Here is a 24,379-nt window from a genome sequence, read left to right on the forward strand (position 1 = left end):
GTATTTTTCTATGATGCGGAGCATTATTTTTGTTTTTAAGTGCTTGCTTTAATTCTTCAACTTGTGTCTGGGTAAATTCTTTTGTCATAATACTATCATATCGCTATTTTTGATTTTTGTTAAGTATTAATTCGTAAGTACCTTCATTCAGGTGTAGTCATCAACGGACAACGGTATAAAACACTAGTTGGAACTCCACAGGGAGGAAAACTATCACCGCTCCTGTCCAATATCATGCTTAATGAGCTAGATAAAGAGTTGGAAAATCGTGGACTTCGCTTCGTTCGCTACGCAGATGACTGCGTCATCATAGTTGGTAGTGAGGCGGCTGCTAAACGTGTTATGCATTCAATTAGTCGTTATATTGAAAAACGATTAGGTTTGAAAGTCAACATGACCAAGACCAAGATTGTGAGACCGAGCAAATTAAAGTACCTAGGATTTGGGTTCTGGAAATCATCTGAGGGCTGGAAAAGTCGTCCGCATCAGGATAGCGTACAGAGTTTCAAGAGAAAACTCAAGAAACTAACGGCCCGTAAGTGGAGTATTGACCTAGACAGCCGAATTGAGGGACTAAACTGGGTCATCCGAGGTTGGATAAACTACTTTTCTATGACGAACATGAAATCAGTCATGGAAAGCATTGATGAACGACTAAGAACTCGAATAAGAGTTATTATCTGGAAACAATGGAAGAAGAAATCTAGGCGATTAGGGGGACTTCTCAAATTAGGAGTACCGAAGTGGATAGCGGATAAAGTATCTGGCTGGGGAGACCATTATCAATTAGTGGCTCAGAGCTCTGTACTGAAACGTGCCATATCAAAACCAGTCCTCGCTAAACGTGGACTGGTTTCTTGCCTAGATTATTATCTAAAACGACATGTGTTAAAAGTTAGTTGAACCGCCGTGTGCCGAACGGCACGCACGGTGGTGTGAGAGGGACTAGAAATTAGTCCCTACTCGATTGTATGGTATACTCATTATCATAGCAAGTTAAACCGATTTTCGAAGTGTATAATTTGTTCTATTGCTGGGGACTAAAGGCATTTCGCTTGATGATATAGATAAGGTTATTACAGATCCCAAGTATTGTATTTAAATAGGACAGGAATTGATTTAATGCTATTGTAAAATGTCTGATTGTTAGGATGTGCGTCTTAAATCGCTTCAAAGGGCAGGTTAGACTGCGCGTTTGAATGCTCTTGTGCACCACCTCAGGTATATTGTTTTCACTGAGATTTAGTTACTATTATTTTATACTGACAAAAATGTCCTGTTTGTTTTTTTCAAAATTAGATAAACTAGGTCTATCAATTAAAGGAGGCATAGTTTTATGCAATTTGAAAAGATTTATTTTGAAGTTCAGGGAATTGTCCACCGCGCGCGTAAGGATTTCTACGTGAAGTTATGGGAACGTGAGGATTGGGACCAGGAGGGGATGTTGGTTCTGTACAAATTACTATGCAGTTTTCCAGAATTGGAGGAAGATAAGGATAAGCTCTGTAGTTACTTTAAGGTTCAGTTCCGAAATCGTGTTCGGGATGTTGTGCGCAGGCAAGAAAGCCATAAGCGGAAGTTTGACCGTATGCCCCATGAAGATATTCATGATTTGTCGCATCTAGTAAAGTCGCCGGGATTGTTAAATGACGATTTTATTGTTTTGCGAGATATGTTGCGGACTTATAGAAGTCAGCTGTCGACGGAACAGTTAGAAAAATACGAGAAGCTAATCACAGGTCAGAGTTTCCATGGGCGGAGGAATATGATACGTGAACTGCAAGACTACCTGCGAGATTTTAAGTAGAAGAAAGAATTGTTGGTACTACCTATAACGGCACTTTATTTATTGAATTTGTATTTTCTAAGCATATATTTTCAAAATTCTTATTATTTTCGGTATAATTGTTGGAACAGAGAAAGTAGAGTGTATAGTTATGTATCAAGTCATTAAAATGTATGGAGATTTTGAACCCTGGTGGTTTATTGAAGGTTGGGAAGAAGACATCACTGACAAGTTAGTTTTTGAAAATTATGAGGATGCTGTTCTTGCCTTTCAGAAAGAGTGGACAGATTTGGCTAGTCGCTTTCCTAAGAAAGAATCGAAGGGTGGGATGATGACAGCCTTTTGGGATGAAGCGGATCAGTATTGGTGCGAGGAATGTGATGAGTATTTGCAACGTTACCATTCTTTGCTATTGCTAGAAGCTAAGGAAGATTCCAAGAAGAAGGACCTTGCACCGAGAGTAAGACCATGCAAACTCAAGAAAGGGAATTGCGTAAATTATTAAGAGAGAAGGATTGATGGTTCAGTCCTTCTTATTTTTTTTAAAATAAATTTTGCAAAAATCATCATTTTTCCGAACTAATAGGTGAGGAGGATTTATGATTCAAGAAAAAGCAAAACAAATGATAGAGGAGGCGGTAACCGGTCGAGTCAGTGACATTTATCTGGTTCCCAAAGGTGAGACCTATCAGCTCTATCATCGTATCATGGACGAACGGGAATTTGTCCGAGAGCTGGAGGAAACGGAAGTAGATGCTCTGATTGGGCATTTCAAGTTTCTAGCTGGTCTCAATGTCGGTGAGAAGCGCCGTAGTCAGCAGGGGTCCTGCGATTATGATTATGGCAAGGGCGAGATTTCTCTGCGCCTGTCGACGGTCGGGGATTATCGTGGCAAGGAAAGTTTGGTCATCCGTCTGCTCTATGATAATGACAAGGAGTTGAAATTCTGGTTTCAGGCAGTAGAGGAAATTGCCAAGGAAATCAAAGGTCGCGGGCTCTACCTTTTTTCGGGTCCAGTCGGCTCTGGCAAGACCACGCTTATGTACCATTTAGCCAGGATGAAATTCCCAGACAAGCAAATTCTGACCATCGAAGATCCGGTGGAAATCAAGCAGGACGATATGTTGCAACTTCAGCTCAATGAAACTATTGGCGCGACTTATGACAATCTCATCAAACTGTCCCTGCGCCATCGTCCTGACCTGCTCATCATCGGGGAAATCCGTGATGCAGAGACAGCTCGATCAGTTATTAGGGCTAGTTTGACCGGAGCGACAGTCTTTTCGACGGTGCATGCCAAGTCCATTTCGGGTGTCTATGCTCGGATGTTGGAATTGGGTGTTAGTCCAGAAGAGCTCAATAATGCCCTGCAAGGTATTGCCTACCAGCGCTTGATAGGGGGAGGAGGTGTTGTTGATTTTGCCAGAGAAGATTTCCAAAACCATTCCGCAGATAAGTGGAATGCACAGATTGATAGCCTTCTTGCAGCAGGACATATCAGTCCTCGGCAGGCGGAGGCCGAAAAAATTATCCTTGGAGCGTCAGCGTAAAGTCATCGAGCTTTTTAACAATCTCTTTGCCAGTGGCTTTCACTTGGGAGAGATTGTTGATTTTCTCAGGCGCAGTCAGCTCTTGGCAGACCAATATACGCAAATCCTATCAGACGGTCTGGTAGCGGGGAAGCCTTTTTCGAGCCTTTTAGCTGATTTGGCCTTTTCCGACACAGTTGTCACTCAGGTGTCATTGGCAGAAATTCATGGCAATACCAGTCTCAGTCTGCAACACATCGAGACCTATCTGAGCAACTTATCCAAAGTACGGAAAAAATTGATTGAGGTGGCGACCTATCCCGTTATTCTATTAGGATTTTTGGTGTTGATTATGCTGGGTCTGAAAAACTATCTCCTGCCACAGTTGGAGGAGGGCAATGCCGCGACCATGCTCATCAACCATTTGCCGACCATCTTTCTCGGGTTGGTTTTAACCATCTTGCTCTGCACTTTAGCAGGCTACATCTGGTACCGCAGGACGGCTAAAATCACTGTCTTTAGTTGTCTGTCCGCTCTGCCATTTTTCGGAAAACTCATCCAAACCTACCTGACCGCCTACTACGCGCGGGAGTGGGGTAGCCTCATCGGGCAAGGATTGGATATGCAGCAGGTGGTTCGGCTGATGCAGGAGCAGCAGTCCCAGCTCTTTATCGAGATTGGGCGAGATATGGCGGAGGCTTTGGGCAATGGGCAGAGCTTTGACCAGCATATCCGTTCCTATCCATTTTTCAAGAGGGAACTGAGTTTGATTGTGGAGTACGGGCAAGTCAAGTCCAAGTTGGGTAGCGAGCTTGCCGTCTACGCCAATGAGTGTTGGGAGGAATTTTTCTCTCGCGTTAATCGTGCCATGCAGCTTATTCAACCGCTGGTCTTTCTCTTTGTCGCTCTCGTTGTTGTTCTTATCTACGCAGCCATGTTGCTGCCAATTTATCAAAATATGGAGATGTAAATGAAGAAATTACTAAAAATGAAGAAAAAAGGTTTCACTCTGGTGGAAATGTTAGTCGTCCTTGGAATTATTAGTGTGCTTTTACTCTTGTTTGTACCTAATTTGAGCAAGCAGAAAGAGGCGGTACGGAAAAAAGGAGATCAGGCAGTTGTCAAAGTAGTAGAGAGTCAGATGGAGCTCTATGAATTGGAACATGACAAGAAAGCAACAGTAGCCGATTTGCAATCTGCTGGCTACATTGACATAAAACAGGCAAAAGAATATGAGAAAGCCAAAGCCTCTAATCCAGATAACCAATAAAGCCTTTACTCTGCTAGAAAGTCTGTTGGTTCTTTTTATCGTGAGCTTTCTTGCTCTGGCTTTGTCGGGTTCTGTCCAGTCGGCTTTTCGGTCGGTGCAGGAGACGGTTTTCTTCTGGGAGTTTGAGGAGCTTTATAAGGATAGCCAGCGTCTGGCGGTCAACAGCCAGCAGGAAATCCATTTGCAACTGACGGATAGCCAACTGTCCAACGGTCATCAGTCCGTGCAGGTGCCTGCTAGTATCGATGTACTGACTGAGCAGGCTATTGTTTTCGATAAAAAAGGTGGGAATTCCTCGCTTGCCAAGCTGTCCTTTGGGGCGAGGGGCAAGACGGTGTCGTATCAATTATATATAGGGAGTGGTCGTTATAAGAAATCGGAAAAATAAGGCCTATATCTTGCTGGAGGGGCTGGTGGCCTTGTCGGTTCTAGTCACTATTACCAGCCTCTTTCTTTCTGCCATGGAGGTCAGTCGCAGGCAACAGGCGGAGGGCTTGTATCAACAGGAGGTCCTCAATGTGGCCAAGATGGCGGTGCAGACGGGTCAGGATAATATGTCGCTCGATGGTGTCAAGGTGACGGTCCAGCGGTCGGACAAGGTTTTGGCTGTCTATCATGAGGGAAGAGAGGTGGCGCGTGTTGAGAAAAACTAGGTGTGCTGCCTTTACTCTTCTGGAATGTCTGGTGGCCTTGGTCATCGTTTCAGGCAGTTTGCTGGTCTTTGAGGGCTTGTCAAAATTGGTGGTCCACGAAGTTCGCTACCAGGACCAGCGTGTTGAGAAGAACTGGTTACTCTTCTGTGACCAGCTGCGCAGTGAATGGGAGGGGGCCAGTTTAGACAGAGTTGATGCGGGTCGGATTTATATCAGGCAAGATGGTCAGGCCCTGGCCTTTGGCAAGTCACGGTCAGATGATTTTCGTAAGACCAATGACCGGGGGCAGGGCTACCAGCCCATGCTTTACGGTGTCAAGGCGGCTAGCTATAGTCAATCTGGTCAGATTGTTCGATTGGATGTGACGTTTGAAACTGGCGAGGAGAGGAGTTTCGTCTATGCTTTTGAAGAAAAAGGTTAAGGCTGGTATCCTACTCTATGCCCTGCTCATGCTGGCAGTTTTCACTCTCTTGCTGCAATTTTACCTCAATCAGCAAGTGTCTGAAGGTCAGTTGATTGGAGCCAGTCGAGAATCCACGCAAGCCTATCTCATAGCCCAGATGACCAAGGACCAGGTGGTTGAGGAAGTGTCACGCTTGGCTAAGGAAGAAGCAGCAAAAGAGAGTCAAGAAAAATTCTTGGCGGAAAAGGCTGAGCAAGCTAGGAAGGAGCAGGAAGAAAAGAAAGGAGAGACATCGGAAGAAAGTGTGACTTCTCAAACGAAGGAGAGACCATCTGAAAGTGGGCAAGAATCGGTATCTGCAGAAGATATGGAAAGGTCAAATAATGAGACCGCGCAGACCAGTCAAAAAGAAGAGGTGAAGAAAGAAAGTAAGCCAAAATCAATTGAAACGTCTGGTCAGCTGTCCTTTGTCCAAGGGCAGGCTCAGTACCAGGTCAAGAAAGAAAGGCTGACCGTGACAATCCAGTTATCAAGCGGTCGGACCTATCAGTATCAATTTATGATGAAGGAGGAAAAAGAGAGGGTAGAGGAGTCATAAGAGGCTCCTCTTTTAGTGCAAATTTGCCCAAATTTTGATAAGATAGGAGTATGAATTTTGAAAAAATCGAACAGGCCTACGACCTGCTATTAGAAAACGTACAGACCATCCAAAACCAGCTAGGCACCAATATCTATGATGCCATGATTGAGCAAAATGCAGCCTATCTAGCTGGTCAGCATGAGACGGACTTGATTGTCCGCAACAATCAAACCTTACACGACTTGCACTTGACCAAGGAAGAATGGCGTCGTGCCTTTCAATTCCTAATGATCAAGGCCAATCAGACAGAGCCTATGCAGTACAATCACCAGTTCACACCAGATTCCATAGGTTTTATATTATCATTCTTGGTAGATCAACTAGTATCTACTCCTAAAGTAACAGTCTTGGAGATTGGCTCAGGAACAGGGAACTTAGCTCAGACTATCCTAAATGCCAGCCAGAAAGACTTGGACTATCTTGGGATTGAAGTAGATGATCTCTTGATTGATTTGTCAGCCAGCATGGCAGATGTTATGCAGGCAGAGATTTCTTTTGCCCAGGGCGATGCGGTACGTCCACAGATTTTGAAGGAAAGTCAAGTGATATTGGGAGATTTGCCTATTGGCTACTATCCAGATGACCAGATTGCTAGTCGCTATCAGGTTGCCAGTTCAAATGAACATACCTACGCCCACCATTTGCTGATGGAACAGTCCCTCAAATATTTGGAAAAGGATGGCTTTGCGATTTTGTTGGCTCCGAATGATTTATTGACCAGTCCGCAGAGTGATTTGTTGAAAGGTTGGTTACAGGAGCAAGCTAATATCGTTGCCATGATTGCCCTGCCACCAAGTCTTTTTGGAAAATCGGCCATGGCCAAGTCAATTTTCGTCTTACAAAAGAAAGCTGCAAGACAATTAGCACCATTTGTCTATCCCTTGCAGAGTTTACAAGAACCAGAAGCGATTCAGAAGTTCATGGTCAATTTCAAAAATTGGAAGCAAGAAAATGCAATTTAAGTAAAAATCTGTTATACTGATTAGGAAAACGCTTTAAAAGGGGAACATTATGTCAAAAACAATTGCGATTAACGCAGGTAGCTCAAGTTTAAAATGGCAATTATACCAAATGCCAGAAGAAATTGTCTTAGCAAAAGGGATTGTTGAGCGTATCGGCTTGAAGGATTCAATTGTCACAGTAAAATTTGGTGATCAAAAAGCTGAACAAGTTTTGGATATTGCTGATCATGTGCAAGCAGTAAAAATTTTGTTGGAAGACTTGCTCAAACACAATATTATTGCCGATTTCTCAGAAATCACAGGTGTTGGTCATCGTGTGGTAGCTGGTGGTGAAATTTTCAAGGATTCAGTTGTCATTACGGATGAAGTATTGCAACAAATTGAAGACCTATCTAGCCTTGCTCCACTTCATAACCCTGCCAATGCTGCTGGTATACGTGCCTTCAAGGATATCTTGCCTGAAGTGACAAGTGTGGCAGTCTTTGATACGGCCTTCCATTCGACAATGCCAGAGGTAGCTTACCGTTACCCAATCGCAAACAAATATTATGAAGAGAACCAAGTTCGTAAGTACGGAGCTCACGGGACTTCTCACTTCTATGTTTCACGTGAAGCAGCCAAATTGCTAGGCAAACCACTGGAAGAAATAAAAGTGATTACTGCCCACATCGGAAATGGTATTTCGATTTCAGCGATTGACGGAGGTAAATCTGTCGATACATCAATGGGCTTCACACCACTTGCAGGTCCTATGATGGGTACCCGTTCAGGTGATATTGACCCAGCAATCATTCCTTACTTGATTGAAAATGTAGAGGAATTAAAAGACGCGGCAGATGTGATCAACGTCTTGAACAAGCAATCTGGAATTCTTGGTATTGCCGAGAAATCAAGCGATATGCGTGATATTGAAGCTGGAGTGGCTGCAGGTGATGAAAAATGTATCCTTGCCTTCAATATGCTTGTCAATCGTCTGCAAAAATTCATCGGTCAATATTTTGCTGTTTTGAATGGTGCAGATGCCCTTGTCTTCACAGCAGGTATTGGAGAGAACTCTGTCAAAGTTCGCGAGGCAGTTGTCGCTGGGTTGACATGGTTCGGTATGGAATTGGATCCAGAAAAAAATGTTTTTGGCAATAGCGGAGAAATTTCAACAGCAAACTCACGAGTAAAAGTCTTAGTCATTCCAACAGATGAAGAGTTGGTTATCGCACGTGATGTAGAACGTTTGAAATAATCAGATATAGGAAAGGTCGGTGCTGAGTGCTGGCCTTTTTTCTATAGTTTTTTCAAATAATCTGCCATAGGTATAAGTAATTGGCCAGTCATTGAGAATTGTGTTACAATAGTGAAGCAAAGAAATTTGCACAGAGTAGATGGTTTGCGTCAAGTGTATGTGGATGGGATGTTGCCACATAACGAAGCTGATCTTTGCTGGCATCTGATGTCTCCTAGAGTAGGAACATTGGTCCTGGCTGAGAGTAGCGCGGTAAACCATTGCATCCGCTGTCGAATACACACGACAGCTCCATTTTTTGAAAAAGGAGCATTTTTTATGGAAAAGAAAATTCCAAAACTAACGGTGCAGTTGTTGACTGCTATTGCGATGACCCTTTCCTTGGTCATGATTGTGGAGAACTATTTCTCTATTCGTCTTTCAGATACCTTGCAGGTCCAGTTTACCTTCATTCCCAATACTATTTTGGGAGCTATTGCCGGTCCTGTTTGGGCAGCTATCTTTGTGGCGATTTCAGACCCAGTCTTTGTCTTGTTCAGTGGACAGAGCATGCTTTTTAGTTTTATATTGATTGAGGCGGTATCGGCTTTTATCTATGGCTGGTTCTTCTATCGAAAACCGCTAGACACCAAGAACAAGGCTGATTGGCTCTATGTTGCAGGGGTTGTTGTCTTGATTCAGGTTGTAATTTCCTTTATCATGACACCGATTGCCCTCCATTTCCATTTCGGAACACCTTGGATTGCCTTGTATAGCAGTCGTTTTATAAAAGCTATTTTTGAAATTCCATTACGCATTGTCGTGACCATGCTTGTCTTGCCAAGTTTACAAAAAATACCTGAATTGGCCAAGTTAATGGGTATTAAATAAAAACAGTTTCGAGTAACAGGTCATCCCCCTGTTGCTGCTTTTGTAGAGAGGGAATCATGAATTATCAAGCAACTCGTCAGTGGCTATCGAATCGCCCTGCATCAGATTTAGAAAATGGCGTTGCGCGTGTCAACTGGCTCTTGGAACGCTTGGACAATCCCCAACTTCAAGTGCCAACAGTTCACTTCGTAGGTACAAATGGCAAGGGTTCGACCTTGAATGCCTTACAGTCTATCTTACGGTCTTCGGATTACACCGTTGGCCGTTTTACCTCACCGTCTATCATTGATTTTCGAGAGCAGATTGTCTTTGAGCAGGAGATGATTTCAGAGGAAGATTTTGCGAGGATTGTGACAGACTTGCAGCCCTTGATTGAGGATTTGGACCAGACGGCTGGACTGGATGCTATCTCGGAGTTTGAGATTGTAGTAGTGGCTATGTTTGTCTACTTTGCTCACTACCAGCGTCCCGACATTCTCTTGGTGGAGGCGGGCATGGGAGGTTTGCAGGATGCGACCAATGTCCTTAATCCTCTAGCGGTAGTTTGTCCTTCCATCGGTTTGGACCATCAGGCTTTTTTGGGAGAGACCCACGCTGCTATAGCCCGTCACAAGGTTGCTGTCTTACGTGAGCGGGTTCCCCTCCTCTATGCGACCGACCAGCCAGAAGTGCTGGCAGTATTTGAGGAGTACGCTCGTCAGCTTCAGAGTCCGACCTATGCGGTAGGGCGGGAGATTCTTTTGGAAAATAGCAGAGCAGGCTTTGCGGTTTCAAGTCCCTTCGGCCGTGTAGAGGATTTAAGGCTACAGATGCAGGGTCATCACCAAGAGGTCAACGCAGCCTTGGCAGTGACAACAGCTCAGCTCATCAGACCTGATTTTCCAAAGATTACCAAAGAAACCATTAGCCAGGGCTTGTCCCAAGCCATCTGGCCGGGCCGCTTAGAATTGATGAAACCAAGGCTCATGATTGACGGAGCCCACAATAATGAAAGCATCGCCGTCCTGACAGAACTCTTGGAAGAAAAGTATGCTGACAGAGATATTGAAATTCTCTTTGCAGCCATCAATACCAAGCCAGTGGACCAGATGTTGTCCCAGCTTAGCCAATTTGGACCTGTCAGCGTTACGACATTTGACGATTTCAGAGCGGTACAGTTAGAAGATTATCCGTCAGGTTATGAACGAGTTCAGACCTATCAGGAGTGGTTGGAGCAGGCGGACTTGGACAATCCCAAAAAACTCTACCTGATTACAGGCTCGCTATATTTCATTACCTATGTGAGGAAGTACATTTTAGAAGAACTTGTATAGAAAAAAGGCTTTGCCGGGCATTCTACCTAGCAAAGTCTTTTGTTTTAATAGTTTTTAATCAAATCAACCGTTGAGCGGTCTAGCTTTTTTATGATGGCTTGCAAGAAGGCTTGAGCCTCTAAGAAGTCATCCATATTGTAGAGAGTTTGATGGGAGTGGATATAGCGGGCGCAGACGCCGATTGTTGTAGATGGCACACCCTGATTTTTCAGATGAGCAGCGCCAGCATCGGTGCCCCCCTTGCCGCAGTAGTATTGATATTTAATACCAGCTTCCTCAGCAGTTGTGAGGAGGAAGTCTTTCATATTTTTTAACATGATATGACCCGGATCGTAGAAACGAAGCAGGGTTCCGTCACCGATTTTGCCCTGGTCGCCATAAATATCGCCCGCAGGTGAACAGTCGACCGCCAGGAAAATATCAGGATTGAACTTAGTAGTAGAGGCATGAGCTCCACGTAGACCAACTTCCTCTTGGACATTGGCACCAGCGATTAGTTGGTTAGGCAGGGTTTGACCAGACAGACTTTCGAGCAACTCAGTGACCATGAGAACACCGAAACGATTGTCCCAAGCCTTGGAAATGACATTTTTACCGTTGGCTGATAGGATGGTCTCGTTTTTCGGAACCAAGACATCACCCGGGCGTACACCGTAAGACCAAGCCTCGTCGTAGTCAGCAAAACCAGCATCAAAAATAATATCGCCGATGGCTGGTAGACCCGGAGTATTTCCACCGCGAGAAAGGTGAGGTGGGACAGAGCCGGAAATGGCAGGGATTTTACGCCCGTCTTGCAAATGCAGGGTAAAGGCTTGACTGGATACGACCAGTGGGTTCCAACCGCCTAGTTCCACCACACGGAAGGTGCCGTCAGGCTTGATTTGGCTAATCATAAAGCCGACTTCATCCATGTGACCTGCAACCAAGATTCGCGGTGCTTGTTCAGCTGTCGTGTCCTTAATCCCAAAAATTCCACCCAAACCATCTGTTTCAATGCGGTCAACGTGAGGTGTGATTTTCTGGCGGATATGGTTGCGCACTTCACTCTCAAAACCAGGCAGGCTCTGCAATTCGGTCACTTCTTTAATCTTGTCAAAAAGGGTCATAACAAATTTCCTCCAATGATAACTTGCTACTATTTTACCATTTTTTATGATAAAATAGGGACCATGAATAAGAAAAAGGTAGCCGTGCTAGCCGGCTTAGTGGGGGCAGGTGTGCTCACCGCTAGCGCTCAATTTTACCGCAAGGTTCAGGAAGACCGTAAAAAGGCTCAGGCTCTCCAGCAGGTTCGGGCTTACTTCGCCGATTTGGGCAGCATTGCCACGGTCTATGTGGATGAAACCCAGTCCCAGTCCGACTATTTGGTAGGCGGGGTCATCATGGAAGATGGTCGCATTTTTCTATTTGAAAATACCAAAGGTGACATCACATTTGAGGAGGAAGTGAGATGATTTTTCCACAGAATTACGAGGAAGTGGCCGTGCTCGTCCAGTCTGGTCAGCGGACAGTTTTTCTCTTTATGACCAGCTGGTGTGGGGATTGCCACTATATCAAGCCGCATTTGCCAGCTATCGAGGCTGCTTTTCCCGACATGACCTTTGTCCAGTTAGATCGGGATGACTTCATGCCCCTGGCTCAAGAATGGAATATTTTCGGCATTCCTAGCTTGGTTGTCTTGGAAAATGGTCAGGAAATTGGACGCTTTGTCGATAAAAACCGTAAAACCAAGCAGCAAATCATTGACTTTTTAGAAGGATTACCAGTATGAAAAAAACAGTAAGTAAACTTGCTCTAGCCACTCTTGTGATTGGCCTGGTTGGAGCACCGATGACAGCTGCCCATGCAGACATTCAGACAGATGCCATCAATGAAAAATGGGGCAAGCCAACCATGGTATATGGCGGTGGTTTGTCAGATGCTCAAGTGACGGAGGTCAATAGTCTACTCAATATCAAGAATATTGAGAATGTCAGCCGTCAAGTGGTGCAGGGTCAGGATATGGACCAATATTTAGGGACTTCTGGTGCAGATACAGCCTCGCTCTTTTCATCTGTTTTGGTGCAGAAGCAGGAGTCAGGCAAGGGAGTTGTCGTTGACATCAAGACACCGCAGAATATCACCCTCATTACCTCAACTCAGTATGCTAATGCGGCCATTACCGCGGGAGCGACAGATGTCTTGATTGACGTTGCAGCTCCCATTCAGGTGACAGGTGAGTCTGCCTTGACGGGTGTTTACAAGGCTTTGGAGGCCAATGGCGAAACGGTAGATCCTGAGCGGACAGTGGTTGCCCAGCAGGAATTGGAAACCGTTAATGAAGTGGCGACTGCCCACGCAGGTCAAGAAAATTTTGACAGCTCTGCCTTTGACAAGGCTATCGCAGAAATCAAGACTGGCTTGGCAGAATACAAGGATTCTCAAGGTCAAATTGCCTCTGAGGACCAAATCAACACCATTATCAATGATGTCTTGAAACAAAATGGTCTGGATACAGTGATTACGGCTGATGAGATTTCCAAGCTGGTCACTTTTGCCAAAGCTTATCAGGAAACCAGTGCCATTGATTCGGAAGAAGTCGCTGCCCAGCTCAAGCAATTCAAGAGCCAGGCCGAGCAACAAATTTCAGATGCCTACAAAAATCTCCAGGATTCAGGCATTCTAGAGAAGATTGGTTCCTTCTTTGAGGGTCTTTGGAAGGGGCTTATCGGATTATTTTCATAACATAGAAAAGGTTGATAAATGATTTTTACATATAATAAAGAATATGTCGGTGATGTACTCATGGTCATCGTGGCTGATGGCAAAGGACAAGATGTAACAGTTGAACGCAAGGGCAAGGTTGCGCGTGTCTATATCGAGGAGACGGGGCAGACGGTAGCTTGGAATATTTTTGAAGTGTCTAGTCTGATTGATTTGAGCGGAAATGGTCAGGTCTTCTTGACAGACGAGCAGATTGCAGTCTTGAATGCAGAATTGAGTCAAGAAGGTTTTGCGGAAAGTTTGGTCAATGACAAGGAACCAAAATTTGTGGTCGGTCAGATTGTGGAATTGACACCGCACCCAGACAGCGACCACCTCAATATTTGTCAAGTCAACGTTGGCGACAAAACGGTGCAAATCGTAGCTGGCGCGCCAAACGCAGCCCAAGGCCTCAAAACCATTGTTGCCCTGCCAGGAGCTATGATGCCAAGCGGTAGCTTGATTTTCCCTGGTAAACTCCGTGGCGAGGACAGCTTTGGTATGATGTGTAGTCCGCGTGAATTGGGCCTGCCAAACGCACCACAAGTACGTGGTATTATCGAATTGGATGATAGCGCCGTCGTGGGCGATTCGTTTGAGCCTGCTAAACATTGGAAAAACTAAAAAAGAATTGGTCGCGTGCCAATTCTTTTTAGAACCTCCATTCACAAGAAAAGTATGTTTAGACAAGAGATAGTTTTTTGCCAATCAAGACCATTTTTTGATGGAATACTGACTGTATTTCGAGAAAAGCGAACGATGAGTGGCAGAAAACTAGCCTTGGCTAGAGATGCTGAGCTGTGAATGCAGGTTCTAGTATAGCCGTATTTGTTTTTCAATGGCTTGCTCAACTTCTGGTGCCAAAGCTTGGTGCGACTTGAGTTGGAAATAGATGCTGGATAGAAATCGTTGAATATTGAGCCAACGGAAATACTCAACCGGCTCTTGATTGGGGACATCTAATTGCTCCATCCATGTGGCTAGGGTTGAAGCCGAAACCTTTTGATTGAGGATGAGATAAACAGGTATCTGGACCAATCTCGTCTCTTCACCTGCTGAAAATGTGCTGTTTTGCTTGAGGCAGCAGTCTATAAGAGCTTGCCAAGCCTGCTCAAACTTGTCGGCTGGGAAGGCTTGGTGGCAGGTAGCAGCGAGGAGAAAATCCGCTCCATGGGCACCAGCATGCATCCAGCCCAGATTTTCATCGTAGCCACGCCAGTCATTTTCAAAAGTAAAAATGTCCAAGGCTTGTTCAAAGAGGATTTGGAGCTGGCTGTTAGTCAGGAAATTCTGATAGTGAGGACGGTCCTCATCTATGGCTATAATCAAAGCATAGAGCAGGCTGGCAAAACTGCGAGTTAGACTATCTTGTGAGAGAAGTTGCCTATGCTGGCTCTGTTCAAAAAGTTGCTGAGCCTGGTCTTTGATAATGATTTCATCCAGAAAAAGGTGGCAGAAACTGGCATAGACCAGCTGGTCACGAATGATAGGGTCAGGGTCTCCGATATGGTCTAAGAGCCAATTGATTTGCTCAGTGCTGTAATATTCATTGCTTTCTAACTTTTTTTCTAAAATTTCTTTCATTTTTTCCTTTCTTTTGCGAATAGATAGGTAGGAGGATAAAAAATGTACAATAAAGTTATTCTAATTGGTCGTTTGACGGCCCAGCCTGAGTTGACGCAGACGCCGTCGGGAAAAAATTTAACCCGCGTTACAGTTGCTGTCAATCGTCGCTTCAAGACAGAGTCTGGTGAGCGCGAAGCGGATTTCATCAATATCATTTTCTGGGGTAAATTGGCTGAAACCCTGGTGTCCTACGGTAGCAAGGGCAGCTTGATTTCCCTTGACGGAGAGCTCCGTACTCGTAAATATGAAAAAGATGGTAATAACCATTATGTGACTGAAGTCCTTGGAAACAGTTTCCAGTTGCTCGAAAGTCGTGCCCAACGCGCCATGCGTGAAAATAATGCTGGCGAAGACTTGGCTGACTTGGTTCTAGAAGAGGAGGATCTGCCCTTCTAACAGAAAGTGACAATTTATTGACGTCTCAAATATTTTCCCTATAAATAATGAAATAATGTCTGGTAAATCGGTCCTAGGACTGATGATAGGATGTGAAAAGTCGTTTATACTAATGTCAATCCTAAATATTTTTCATATCTCCTTAGAATGCCGGTGTAAGCTGGCATTTTTTGCGTCTGAACAACTGAAGGTACTTATTTTTATCCAAAAATGTGAGAATCAGTCTCAGGACGGATGTGAATAGTGGCTAAGTCGTTTATACTAATATCAATCCTAAATATTTTTCATAATCTCCTTAAAGAACGCTGGCGAAAGTTGGCGTTTTTTAGCGCCCTTTTTTACGTTCATTCCACCATTCGAGAAGGATAACCATAATTGATAGAACAATCACACCATAGAAGAAAAAGATAAACCAGTGGGGATGTAGAAAAAAGACAATCCAAATGGCCCAGAGTAGGTAGGCGAAAATGATTTTTCCCAGGAAGTTTAATTTCCGTTTCAAAAACCATTCTAAAAAACCTTCGTAGGTAGAATATCTGCTTTCCTGATAGTCTTTGTATAGATTTTTGAAGAATGTCATAGAGACCTCCTTTCCTAAGAAGAGTATAGCATATTCTCATAAGTAAGACTAGTCGGTTTTTCGTCCGACCTGGGACGGATTTCAAAAAAATTTGGTAGAATTTTCTTGACTATTTTTGACCAAGTGATACAATAAGAATTGTGAATTAGCACTCGCAATGTCAGAGTGCTAAAAATGAAGGAGGCATTGATATGTTGAAACCATTAGGCGATCGCATCGTTGTAAAAATCGAAGAAAAAGAACAGACAGTAGGGGGCTTTGTCCTTGCAGGAACTAGCCAAGCAGCGACCAAAGAGGCGCAGGTCTTGGCGGTTGGTCAAGGAATTCGCACCTTGAACGGAGAATTGATTGCACCGTCTGTTGCAGTCGGTGACAAAGTCTTGGTCGAGGCCCACGCTGGTCTGGAAGTCAAAGATGGTGAAGAAAAAGTGACCATTGTCCGTGAGGCGGATATTGTAGCAGTGGTTGAGTAAGATAGACTATGAAAGAACAGCTAAGTGAGATTCTTCAGAATTTTTTGCAAGCTAGCACGTCCGGAAGCTGTATAACTGCCTGGGAACAAGGAAACCAGCAGCAAATTTGGTTTCAATTGACGTCAGACAATATGCTAAACTTAGCTCTTCCAATTAAGAAACCTTGGTTTCAATCCTTGGAAACAGTCTTGCCGCCCTTGTTAGATGGTATGACAATTTTGGATTATCGCTCCAAACGATATATTACTTTAGATGTAACAGAACAATCACTAGAGCAAATTTGTGATTATCTTGTGGTCTACTTTGAACACTTTTTTGGGGATAATCTGATATTTTTATGGAAATTGGAATAAATATAGCACTTTATAATATTTAATTGATACAAAGGATGGAAATAAAATGGCAAAAGAAATTAAATTTGCAGCAGATGCGCGTGAGAGCATGGTACGCGGTGTCGATATTTTGGCAGACACTGTAAAAGTAACCTTGGGTCCTAAAGGCCGCAATGTAGTCTTGGAAAAAGCTTATGGCTCACCCTTGATTACCAATGACGGGGTAACCATTGCCAAAGAAATCGAGCTTGAAGATCATTTTGAAAACATGGGTGCCAAATTGGTATCGGAAGTCGCATCTAAGACCAACGATATTGCAGGTGACGGTACGACAACAGCGACTGTTTTGACCCAAGCTATTGTCCGTGAAGGCTTGAAAAACGTGACAGCGGGTGCCAACCCAATCGGTATCCGTCGAGGGATTGAAGCTGCGGTCGCGACAGCAGTGGATGCCTTGAAAGCGCAAGCTATTCCTGTTTCAAACAAGGCAGAAATTGCTCAGGTTGCGGCAGTTTCATCCCGTTCTGAAAAAGTCGGTGAGTATATTTCAGAGGCCATGGAGCGCGTGGGAACAGATGGTGTCATTACCATTGAAGAATCTCGCGGTATGGAAACAGAGTTGGATGTCGTAGAAGGCATGCAGTTCGACCGCGGTTATCTGTCTCAATACATGGTAACGGACAATGAAAAAATGGTGGCAGAACTGGAAAATCCATTTATCCTCTTGACGGATAAGAAGATTTCTCATATTCAAGAGATTTTGCCACTCTTGGAAAGCATTCTTCAAACCAATCGACCGCTCTTGATTGTAGCGGATGATGTGGATGGTGAGGCTCTGCCAACGCTTGTTCTTAATAAAATCCGCGGCACTTTCAACGTTGTAGCGGTTAAGGCGCCCGGATTTGGTGACCGTCGCAAGGCCATGTTGGAAGATATTGCTATCTTGACAGGCGGTACCGTGATTACAGAGGACTTGGGGCTGGACCTCAAAGATGCGACTATCGAGTCGCTTGGTCAAGCTGCCAAGGTCGTAGTTGATAAAGACGGCACAACTATTGTGGAAGGCGCTGGCAATCCTGAGGCTATCAGCAATCGTGTGGCAGTTATCAAGTCACAAATCGAGTCAACAACTTCTGAATTTGACCGCGAAAAACTCCAAGAACGCTTGGCTAAATTGTCTGGCGGTGTGGCAGTAATTAAGGTCGGCGCGGCAACTGAGACTGAGTTGAAAGAAATGAAACTCCGTATCGAAGATGCCCTCAACGCAACCCGTGCTGCGGTCGAAGAAGGAATTGTAGCCGGTGGTGGTACAGCTCTTGTCAACGTGATTGACAGCGTGGCTAAGTTGGACTTGTCTGGTGATGATGAGACAGGTCGCAATATTGTTCTGCGTGCCTTGGAAGAACCAGTTCGTCAGATTGCTTACAATGCTGGTTACGAAGGCTCTGTTGTGATTGACAAGTTGAAACATTCTGAGCTTGGCACAGGTTTCAACGCTGCAACAGGTGAATGGGTCAATATGATGGAAGAAGGAATTATCGACCCTGTTAAGGTGACTCGTTCAGCTCTTCAAAATGCGGCATCTGTTGCAAGTCTCATCTTGACTACCGAGGCAGTTGTTGCCAACAAACCAGAACCAGCTGCTCCAGCTATGCCAGCAGGTATGGATGGCATGGGTGGCATGGGCTACTAAAGAGAAACAAATAAAAACTTGGTCACCTGGCCAAGTTTTTTGATACAGAGAAAATCCTTATCTGCCCCAGACGAGGAAAGTAGAGATTCATGGACATTGCCATGTCTTAGTCACAATCCAAATAAAAATAGATGTCAGCCTTGCTTTCTTGAGCAGTTCCTTTGTAGACCCTGGTATCTAGACCACCAATTTCAAAACTGACCTTTTGGTAAAATTGACAGGCGATGAGATTGTTGTCTTGAGCGATGGTATAAATTCCCTGGTAACCTTTTGACTGAGCAATTTCCTTGGCCTTGTCTATCAGCATGCTAGCCAGTCCTTGTTGGCGATAGTCTGCATAAACCTTTAGGTCGTGGAGGTAGATATACTTGAATAGCGGTTTTTGTAGGATAGCCAAGCCGACACATTTGTTGTCATCGTAGGCGCCGATGAAGATATGGCTATCCTGTATTTGTTCAAAATCGTAGTTTTCATCAGGAAAGGTCACCCATTCGGTTGACTCAAAAAGGACTGCTTGGCTGGACCAAGCCTGGTTCTGATAGGATGGGATAAGCCGACCAATCAGAAGGAAGGGGTGATTGGGGATGTTGATATCTTGCTAGTTTTCGTGGGTGATTTCTTTAATGCTAATCATGTTCGTCCTCATTTTATGTTGATTGACCTATTATAGCATGTCATCACTTTTGATGGAAAGAGCATGCATCTTGTTGATTGGATAAAATATACCCTAGAGAGTTTTTTCTGTTACAATAGAATCATATTTTTTTGTGGAGGTGTCGGATGAAGGTTGGTCTGGTTTTAGAGGGTGGCGGTATGCGTGGGCTCTACACGGCTGGTGTGCTAGATGCGTTTTTGGATGCAGGCATCAAGGTGGACGGGATTGTCAGTGTATCGGCTGGAGCGCTTTTTGGTGTCAATTTTCTATCCAAGCAACGTGGGAGAGCCCTCCGCTACAATAAGCGTTTCATCAAGGACAAGAACTATATGAGTTTGCGGTCTTGGTTGCTGACGGGTAATGTGGTCAACAAGAATTTTACCTACTACAAGGTGCCTATGGAGCTGGACAAATTTGACCAAGAGGCCTTTGCCAAGTCTGGCGTGCCTTTCTATGTGACAGTGACCAATGTCGAAACAGGTCTTCCTGAGTATTACAAAATTGACCATGTCTTTGAGCAGATGGAGCTCTTGCGAGCCAGCTCAGCTCTTCCAGTGGTCTCAAAAATTATCGAAGTTGATGGGAAAAAATATTTAGACGGTGGTCTTTCGGACTCCATCCCTGTGGACTTTGCTAGAAGCCTGGGGTTTGACAAATTGATTGTGATATTGACACAACCCATTGATTACCGCAAGAAGCCCTCTAGCGGGCGGGTTTACCGCTTGCTTTACAAGAAATATCCCAAGTTTGTGGCGGTGGCTTTAAAACGTTACCAGCATTACAATGATACGGTTGAAAAGATTATCCAGTTGGAACATCAGGGTCAGGTTTTTGCAGTCCGCCCTCAAAAGTCGCTCGAAATAGGACGTTTGGAAAAAAATCCAGTCAAATTTGACGAGATTTATGGGCTGGGTCTGGCGGACGGGGAGAAAGCTGTGGCGGGATTGATGGGGTATTTGGGAAATGAAGAGTAATGAGCAGGAATCCCCCGTGATTTCTACCTTTTTTCTTTCCTTATTTCGTGATATAATAGTAAAGATAATTTATTGACATGGAGAAATGATATGAGCTTCTACAATCACAAGGAAATCGAGCCCAAATGGCAGGAATTTTGGGCAAAAAATCATACTTTTAAAACGGGAACAGATGCAGATAAGCCAAACTTTTATGCCCTAGATATGTTCCCTTATCCGTCTGGTGCGGGCTTGCACGTTGGTCACCCTGAAGGCTATACGGCGACGGACATTCTCAGCCGTTATAAGCGTGCCCAAGGCTACAACGTTCTTCACCCAATGGGTTGGGATGCCTTCGGTCTGCCAGCGGAGCAATACGCTATGGACACGGGAAATGACCCAGCTGACTTTACAGCAGAAAACATTGCTAACTTCAAACGTCAGATTAACGCCCTTGGCTTTTCTTACGACTGGGACCGTGAGGTTAATACGACTGATCCTAACTACTACAAGTGGACCCAGTGGATTTTCACTAAGTTGTATGAAAAAGGCCTGGCCTACGAGGCAGAAGTGCCTGTCAACTGGGTGGAGGAATTGGGAACAGCTATCGCCAACGAAGAAGTCCTTCCTGACGGAACTTCCGAGCGTGGCGGCTACCCAGTTGTCCGCAAACCAATGCGTCAATGGATGTTGAAAATCACTGCCTACGCAGAACGCTTGCTCAACGACCTAGATGATGTTGATTGGCCAGAGTCAATCAAGGATATGCAGCGCAACTGGATCGGAAAGTCAACAGGTGCCAATGTGACCTTTAAGATCAAGGACACAGACAAGGACTTCACTGTTTTCACAACTCGTCCAGATACCCTTTTTGGTGCGACCTACGCTGTCCTTGCCCCTGAGCATGACTTGGTTGATAGCATTACATCGCCTGAGCAAGCAGAAGCAGTAGCAGAGTACAAACGCCAAGCTTCTCTCAAATCAGACCTTGCTCGTACAGACCTTGCCAAAGACAAGACAGGTGTCTGGACAGGTGCCTATGCTATTAACCCAGTCAATGGTCGTGAAATTCCGATCTGGATTTCAGACTATGTGTTGGTTAGCTATGGAACAGGTGCTATTATGGCTGTCCCTGCCCACGACGAACGTGACTGGGACTTTGCTAAACAGTTTGGTTTGGACATCATTCCAGTTCTGGAAGGTGGCAATGTAGAAGAAGCTCCTTATACAGAGGACGGTGCCCACATCAATTCAGACTTCCTAGATGGTCTTAATAAGGAAGAAGCCATTGCCAAAATGGTGGCTTGGTTGGAAGAAAATGGTCTCGGTCAGGAGAAAATTTCTTACCGCCTCCGTGACTGGCTCTTCAGCCGTCAACGTTATTGGGGTGAGCCGATTCCAATCATCCACTGGGAAGACGGCACTTCCACAGCCGTACCAGAAAATGAGTTACCTCTGGTATTGCCAAAAACCTCTGACATCAAGCCGTCAGGTACAGGGGAATCGCCGCTAGCCAACCTGACTGACTGGTTGGAAGTGGTACGTGAAGATGGTGTCAAAGGTCGCCGTGAGACCAACACCATGCCACAATGGGCGGGCTCTAGCTGGTACTACCTCCGCTATATCGACCCGCACAATGACGAGAAATTGGCAGACGAGGAGCTTCTCAAAGCTTGGTTGCCAGTGGACATCTACATCGGTGGTGCCGAGCACGCAGTCCTTCACTTGCTCTATGCTCGCTTCTGGCACAAGTTCCTCTATGACCTTGGTGTTGTGCCGACCAAAGAGCCTTTCCAAAAACTCTTTAACCAAGGGATGATTTTGGGGACTAGCTACCGTGACAACCGCGGAGCCCTTGTAGCGACCGACAAGGTGGAAAAACGCGACGGTTCCTTCTTCCACGTGGAAACGGGTGAGGAGTTGGAGCAGGCACCTGCTAAAATGTCCAAGTCCCTTAAAAATGTGGTCAACCCAGACGATGTGGTTGAGCAGTTCGGTGCGGACACCCTCCGTGTCTACGAGATGTTCATGGGTCCACTTGACGCTTCTATCGCTTGGTCAGAAGAGGGTCTCGAAGGCAGCCGTAAGTTCCTTGACCGTGTTTATCGCCTAATTACAACGAAGGAAATTTCTTCGGAAAATAGCGGAGCGCTTGATAAAGTCTACAATGAAACTGTGAAGACGGTGACAGAGCATATTGAAGACTTGAAATTCAACACGGCTATCGCCCAGCTCATGATTTTTGTCAACGCAGCCAACAAGGAAGACAAGCTCTATGTTGACTACGCCAAAGGCTTTGTCCAATTGATCGCTCCATTTGCGCCACACTTGGCAGAAGAACTCTGGCAGGGTCTTGCAAATACAGGCCAGTCAATCAGCTATGTCGCATGGCCAACATATGATGAAAGCAAACTAGTAGAAAGCGAAGTGGAAATCGTTGTCCAAATCAAGGGCAAGGTAAAAGCCCGCTTGACCGTAGCCAAAGACCTAGCACCAGCTGAACTTGAAAAAGTTGCCCTTGCAGATGAAAAAGTCCAAGCTGAAATCGCTGGTCAAACAGTGGTCAAGGTGATTAGTGTTCCGAATAAACTAGTTAATATTGTTGTGAAATAAACTCGCTTATTAGCCCTATTTCCGATTTACAACAGTCTATTCCTAGACTGTTGTATCCGAATAAATTAGTAAACGTCGTTGTGAAGTAAACTGACTTCCGTCAGTTCTTATTTCCCACCTCAGCAATCTCTCCCAAGGTTGTCTGAGCCAAATAAACAGTTAAGCAAAGCGACTGGTTTCTTTTCTAGCTTATCGACATATACAAAAAAACGACTTCCGTGCGAAAAACGGGAGTCGTTTTGCTGTTATTACAGTTTTTCATTGACATAGCGGACGAAGTAATTCCACCAAGAGACGGGCCAAATATCAGCCTTGACTTCTTTTTCGATGACCATTTCAAGGCTTGGTTGTTCTTGAATGTAACCCTTGCCGATCAAGTCGGAGTCATGGAGCCACAGTCTTCCGGCTGGTGTTCCTTTTTTAAGTGGTGCCTCAAGAGGGCCTTCGACTGATTTAAAAGAAGCGGTTGGCAATTCGACAGCCGAGCGTTTGATTGGAATTCTAAAGTCTCTTTGGGCAACAACTGGACTAGTGTCGACGCGCCCATTGAAAATCTCAATAGAGCTGTCATCAAAGGCTTGCCCCTGCCCTAGATAGGTAATAGATTGGAAATGCTGGGCAACATAGTTGAGCAAATTGGTCGTTGCGATATAGCGGTAATCGGGATCAATATCGCTGTGGTCGGCGTTGAGGATAACCGTCAGGACACGCATATTTTGCTGGTCAACAGTTGTCACCAGGGAGGCGCCAGCAGTAGCAGAGTATCCCGTTTTCAAACCATCTACACCTGCACGCTGATAGGGTTTACCTTCCAACATCCCATGCCCACCATAATAGGTATGCCCATCCATGGTTAAGCTTTGTTGGCTGGTGATGTCCAGTACCTGAGGATGATCCAAGACCAGACGACGGGCAATAAGGGCGATTGCCGCAGCAGAAAATTTATTTTCATCCTCTTTACCAGTGCCGGGATAGCGTTCATCCCCGAGGTAGGAATTATTCAAGCCAGTCGCATTGACAATCGTGGCATCACCAATACCCCAGGATTGGACTTTTTCTCTCATCAAATCCACAAAGGCTTTCTCACTACCTGCCACCTTCTCAGCCAGAGCAATTGTTGCGCTATTGGCAGAAACAATCAATGATGCCCGGAGCAGCTGTTCGACCGTGTATTCCCTACTTTCTAAAAGAACGTTACTGATTTCTGTATTGAGAGTCAGCTTATAGGGAAAATCAGATATGGCCACAGGGCTGTCCATTGTCAATTTTCCTTCTTCAATAGCTTCATAGACCAAGTAGGCCGTCAACAACTGACTGATAGAAGCAACGCTGGCTGGGCTATGGGCATTTTTTTCGTATAAAATTTTTCCTGTTTCGACTTCAATAGCGATGGCATGCTCAGCTGCCGCCTGGTAAACCTGCTCCTCGGCCAGACTGGTTTGGCCTCCTAGAATAATGGAAAGTAGAAAAACTATCAAGAATGAACTGTATTTTTTCATATAAAATTCCTTTTTAATCGATTATTTCCTATTATATCATATTGTAAAGGGGCTAGACACATGAAAAAAGGCTAGAAATTATTAGAAAATATAGAAAATTTGGTTTTTTACAAAATTTTCTGACAAAAACGCTTTCTTTAATAAAATTTTATGA

The 24,379-nt window shown here is 44.8% G+C and carries 29 protein-coding genes, 1 pseudogene and 1 riboswitch; of the genes and pseudogenes, 25 read left to right on the top strand and 5 right to left on the bottom strand.

The features are described from left to right. Nucleotides 1-126: 126 nt before the first annotated feature. The 14 genes and pseudogenes from ACVC7T_RS09415 to ACVC7T_RS09480 all read left to right on the top strand — a co-directional run. Nucleotides 127-903 (top strand): annotated as a pseudogene (locus ACVC7T_RS09415) (reverse transcriptase domain-containing protein); the annotation flags it as partial. A 433-nt stretch (nucleotides 904-1,336) separates the two neighbouring features. Next, on the top strand, nucleotides 1,337-1,807 hold the full coding sequence (locus ACVC7T_RS09420; RefSeq protein ID WP_105110737.1) for a transcriptional regulator: 471 nt from the start codon (nucleotides 1,337-1,339) through the stop codon (nucleotides 1,805-1,807). A gap of 130 nt (nucleotides 1,808-1,937) precedes the next feature. Beyond that, entirely contained in the window at nucleotides 1,938-2,291 is a 354-nt protein-coding gene (locus tag ACVC7T_RS09425; RefSeq protein ID WP_105110736.1) for a DUF1033 family protein, read from the top strand. 94 nt (nucleotides 2,292-2,385) lie between these two features. Then, on the top strand, nucleotides 2,386-3,336 hold the full coding sequence (gene comGA, locus ACVC7T_RS09430; protein WP_105110735.1) for a competence type IV pilus ATPase ComGA: 951 nt from the start codon (nucleotides 2,386-2,388) through the stop codon (nucleotides 3,334-3,336). Continuing rightward, nucleotides 3,248-4,285, top strand: a complete 1,038-nt coding sequence (gene comGB, locus ACVC7T_RS09435; RefSeq protein WP_394732223.1) for a competence type IV pilus assembly protein ComGB — start codon at nucleotides 3,248-3,250, stop codon at nucleotides 4,283-4,285. Before comGA ends, comGB begins: the two co-directional genes overlap by 89 nt. Continuing rightward, the gene (comGC, locus tag ACVC7T_RS09440; protein ID WP_394732222.1) at nucleotides 4,286-4,585 is read left to right on the top strand and encodes a competence type IV pilus major pilin ComGC; all 300 of its coding nucleotides are present in this window, start codon (nucleotides 4,286-4,288) and stop codon (nucleotides 4,583-4,585) included. Next, entirely contained in the window at nucleotides 4,548-4,973 is a 426-nt protein-coding gene (gene comGD / locus ACVC7T_RS09445) for a competence type IV pilus minor pilin ComGD (protein ID WP_105110732.1), read from the top strand. Before comGC ends, comGD begins: the two co-directional genes overlap by 38 nt. Then, on the top strand, nucleotides 4,945-5,238 hold the full coding sequence (gene comGE / locus ACVC7T_RS09450) for a competence type IV pilus minor pilin ComGE (protein ID WP_447262850.1): 294 nt from the start codon (nucleotides 4,945-4,947) through the stop codon (nucleotides 5,236-5,238). The genes comGD and comGE overlap by 29 nt, the downstream gene beginning before the upstream one ends. Continuing rightward, a complete protein-coding gene (gene comGF, locus ACVC7T_RS09455) occupies nucleotides 5,201-5,659 on the top strand; it encodes a competence type IV pilus minor pilin ComGF (protein ID WP_161943027.1) in 459 nt (152 codons plus the stop codon). Before comGE ends, comGF begins: the two co-directional genes overlap by 38 nt. Then, complete coding sequence (gene comGG, locus ACVC7T_RS09460; protein WP_105110730.1) at nucleotides 5,637-6,239, top strand: competence type IV pilus minor pilin ComGG; 603 nt, start codon at nucleotides 5,637-5,639, stop codon at nucleotides 6,237-6,239. Before comGF ends, comGG begins: the two co-directional genes overlap by 23 nt. Before the next feature lie 50 nt (nucleotides 6,240-6,289). Continuing rightward, a complete protein-coding gene (locus ACVC7T_RS09465; RefSeq protein ID WP_105110729.1) occupies nucleotides 6,290-7,243 on the top strand; it encodes a class I SAM-dependent methyltransferase in 954 nt (317 codons plus the stop codon). 49 nt (nucleotides 7,244-7,292) lie between these two features. Beyond that, complete coding sequence (locus ACVC7T_RS09470; protein ID WP_105110728.1) at nucleotides 7,293-8,480, top strand: acetate kinase; 1,188 nt, start codon at nucleotides 7,293-7,295, stop codon at nucleotides 8,478-8,480. A 129-nt stretch (nucleotides 8,481-8,609) separates the two neighbouring features. Then, nucleotides 8,610-8,754, top strand: a riboswitch (THF riboswitch). 44 nt (nucleotides 8,755-8,798) lie between these two features. Next, on the top strand, nucleotides 8,799-9,350 hold the full coding sequence (locus ACVC7T_RS09475; protein WP_105161323.1) for a folate family ECF transporter S component: 552 nt from the start codon (nucleotides 8,799-8,801) through the stop codon (nucleotides 9,348-9,350). Between the two features lie 56 nt (nucleotides 9,351-9,406). Then, the gene (locus ACVC7T_RS09480; RefSeq protein ID WP_447262851.1) at nucleotides 9,407-10,663 is read left to right on the top strand and encodes a bifunctional folylpolyglutamate synthase/dihydrofolate synthase; all 1,257 of its coding nucleotides are present in this window, start codon (nucleotides 9,407-9,409) and stop codon (nucleotides 10,661-10,663) included. Nucleotides 10,664-10,707: 44 nt separating this feature from the next. On the opposite strand, the gene pepA is transcribed toward ACVC7T_RS09480, so the two are convergent. Then, a complete protein-coding gene (pepA, locus tag ACVC7T_RS09485) occupies nucleotides 10,708-11,769 on the bottom strand; it encodes a glutamyl aminopeptidase (protein WP_105122996.1) in 1,062 nt (353 codons plus the stop codon). Nucleotides 11,770-11,832: 63 nt separating this feature from the next. Between pepA and ACVC7T_RS09490 the strand changes: the two genes are divergently transcribed. The 4 genes from ACVC7T_RS09490 to ytpR are packed head-to-tail and all read left to right on the top strand — an operon-like array spanning nucleotide 11,833 to nucleotide 14,029. Continuing rightward, nucleotides 11,833-12,117: a DUF4651 domain-containing protein gene (locus tag ACVC7T_RS09490; RefSeq protein WP_105110723.1), complete on the top strand. Its 285-nt coding sequence runs from the start codon at nucleotides 11,833-11,835 to the stop codon at nucleotides 12,115-12,117. After that, nucleotides 12,114-12,434, top strand: a complete 321-nt coding sequence (locus ACVC7T_RS09495; RefSeq protein WP_105110722.1) for a thioredoxin family protein — start codon at nucleotides 12,114-12,116, stop codon at nucleotides 12,432-12,434. The genes ACVC7T_RS09490 and ACVC7T_RS09495 overlap by 4 nt, the downstream gene beginning before the upstream one ends. Beyond that, nucleotides 12,431-13,387, top strand: a complete 957-nt coding sequence (locus ACVC7T_RS09500; protein WP_105122997.1) for a DUF1002 domain-containing protein — start codon at nucleotides 12,431-12,433, stop codon at nucleotides 13,385-13,387. Before ACVC7T_RS09495 ends, ACVC7T_RS09500 begins: the two co-directional genes overlap by 4 nt. Nucleotides 13,388-13,405: 18 nt before the next feature. Next, entirely contained in the window at nucleotides 13,406-14,029 is a 624-nt protein-coding gene (gene ytpR / locus ACVC7T_RS09505) for a YtpR family tRNA-binding protein (RefSeq protein ID WP_105122998.1), read from the top strand. A gap of 189 nt (nucleotides 14,030-14,218) precedes the next feature. On the opposite strand, the gene ACVC7T_RS09510 is transcribed toward ytpR, so the two are convergent. Further along, nucleotides 14,219-14,989 (bottom strand): DUF2785 domain-containing protein, encoded by a 771-nt coding sequence (locus tag ACVC7T_RS09510; RefSeq protein WP_105122999.1) that lies wholly within the window; start codon nucleotides 14,987-14,989, stop codon nucleotides 14,219-14,221. Nucleotides 14,990-15,031: 42 nt separating this feature from the next. On the opposite strand from ACVC7T_RS09510, the gene ACVC7T_RS09515 reads away from it, so the two are divergent. Further along, complete coding sequence (locus ACVC7T_RS09515) at nucleotides 15,032-15,427, top strand: single-stranded DNA-binding protein (protein WP_105123000.1); 396 nt, start codon at nucleotides 15,032-15,034, stop codon at nucleotides 15,425-15,427. Between the two features lie 325 nt (nucleotides 15,428-15,752). On the opposite strand, the gene ACVC7T_RS09520 is transcribed toward ACVC7T_RS09515, so the two are convergent. Continuing rightward, the gene (locus ACVC7T_RS09520; protein ID WP_105137581.1) at nucleotides 15,753-16,007 is read right to left on the bottom strand and encodes a hypothetical protein; all 255 of its coding nucleotides are present in this window, start codon (nucleotides 16,005-16,007) and stop codon (nucleotides 15,753-15,755) included. A gap of 191 nt (nucleotides 16,008-16,198) precedes the next feature. On the opposite strand from ACVC7T_RS09520, the gene groES reads away from it, so the two are divergent. The 3 genes from groES to groL are packed head-to-tail and all read left to right on the top strand — an operon-like array spanning nucleotide 16,199 to nucleotide 18,505. After that, complete coding sequence (gene groES / locus ACVC7T_RS09525) at nucleotides 16,199-16,480, top strand: co-chaperone GroES (protein WP_105110716.1); 282 nt, start codon at nucleotides 16,199-16,201, stop codon at nucleotides 16,478-16,480. A gap of 8 nt (nucleotides 16,481-16,488) precedes the next feature. After that, nucleotides 16,489-16,833, top strand: coding sequence for a hypothetical protein (locus ACVC7T_RS09530; protein WP_447262852.1), 345 nt, complete (start codon nucleotides 16,489-16,491; stop codon nucleotides 16,831-16,833). Between the two features lie 46 nt (nucleotides 16,834-16,879). Beyond that, on the top strand, nucleotides 16,880-18,505 hold the full coding sequence (groL, locus tag ACVC7T_RS09535; RefSeq protein WP_105110714.1) for a chaperonin GroEL: 1,626 nt from the start codon (nucleotides 16,880-16,882) through the stop codon (nucleotides 18,503-18,505). Between the two features lie 106 nt (nucleotides 18,506-18,611). Here groL and ACVC7T_RS09540 read toward each other — a convergent pair whose 3' ends face one another. Then, nucleotides 18,612-19,091, bottom strand: coding sequence for a GNAT family N-acetyltransferase (locus ACVC7T_RS09540; protein WP_447262856.1), 480 nt, complete (start codon nucleotides 19,089-19,091; stop codon nucleotides 18,612-18,614). Here ACVC7T_RS09540 and ACVC7T_RS09545 point away from each other — a divergent pair. From ACVC7T_RS09545 to leuS, 3 genes are all read left to right on the top strand, one after another. Beyond that, the gene (locus ACVC7T_RS09545; RefSeq protein WP_161948270.1) at nucleotides 19,020-19,175 is read left to right on the top strand and encodes a hypothetical protein; all 156 of its coding nucleotides are present in this window, start codon (nucleotides 19,020-19,022) and stop codon (nucleotides 19,173-19,175) included. The genes ACVC7T_RS09540 and ACVC7T_RS09545 overlap by 72 nt on opposite strands. 110 nt (nucleotides 19,176-19,285) lie before the next feature. Further along, a complete protein-coding gene (locus ACVC7T_RS09550) occupies nucleotides 19,286-20,134 on the top strand; it encodes a patatin-like phospholipase family protein (RefSeq protein ID WP_105161036.1) in 849 nt (282 codons plus the stop codon). 90 nt (nucleotides 20,135-20,224) lie between these two features. Continuing rightward, complete coding sequence (gene leuS / locus ACVC7T_RS09555; RefSeq protein WP_447262853.1) at nucleotides 20,225-22,726, top strand: leucine--tRNA ligase; 2,502 nt, start codon at nucleotides 20,225-20,227, stop codon at nucleotides 22,724-22,726. 248 nt (nucleotides 22,727-22,974) lie between these two features. On the opposite strand, the gene pbp3 is transcribed toward leuS, so the two are convergent. Continuing rightward, nucleotides 22,975-24,225, bottom strand: coding sequence for a D-alanyl-D-alanine carboxypeptidase PBP3 (gene pbp3 / locus ACVC7T_RS09560; RefSeq protein ID WP_447262854.1), 1,251 nt, complete (start codon nucleotides 24,223-24,225; stop codon nucleotides 22,975-22,977). Nucleotides 24,226-24,379: the final 154 nt, after the last annotated feature.

Source organism: Streptococcus sp. P25B114 (assembly GCF_053010325.1).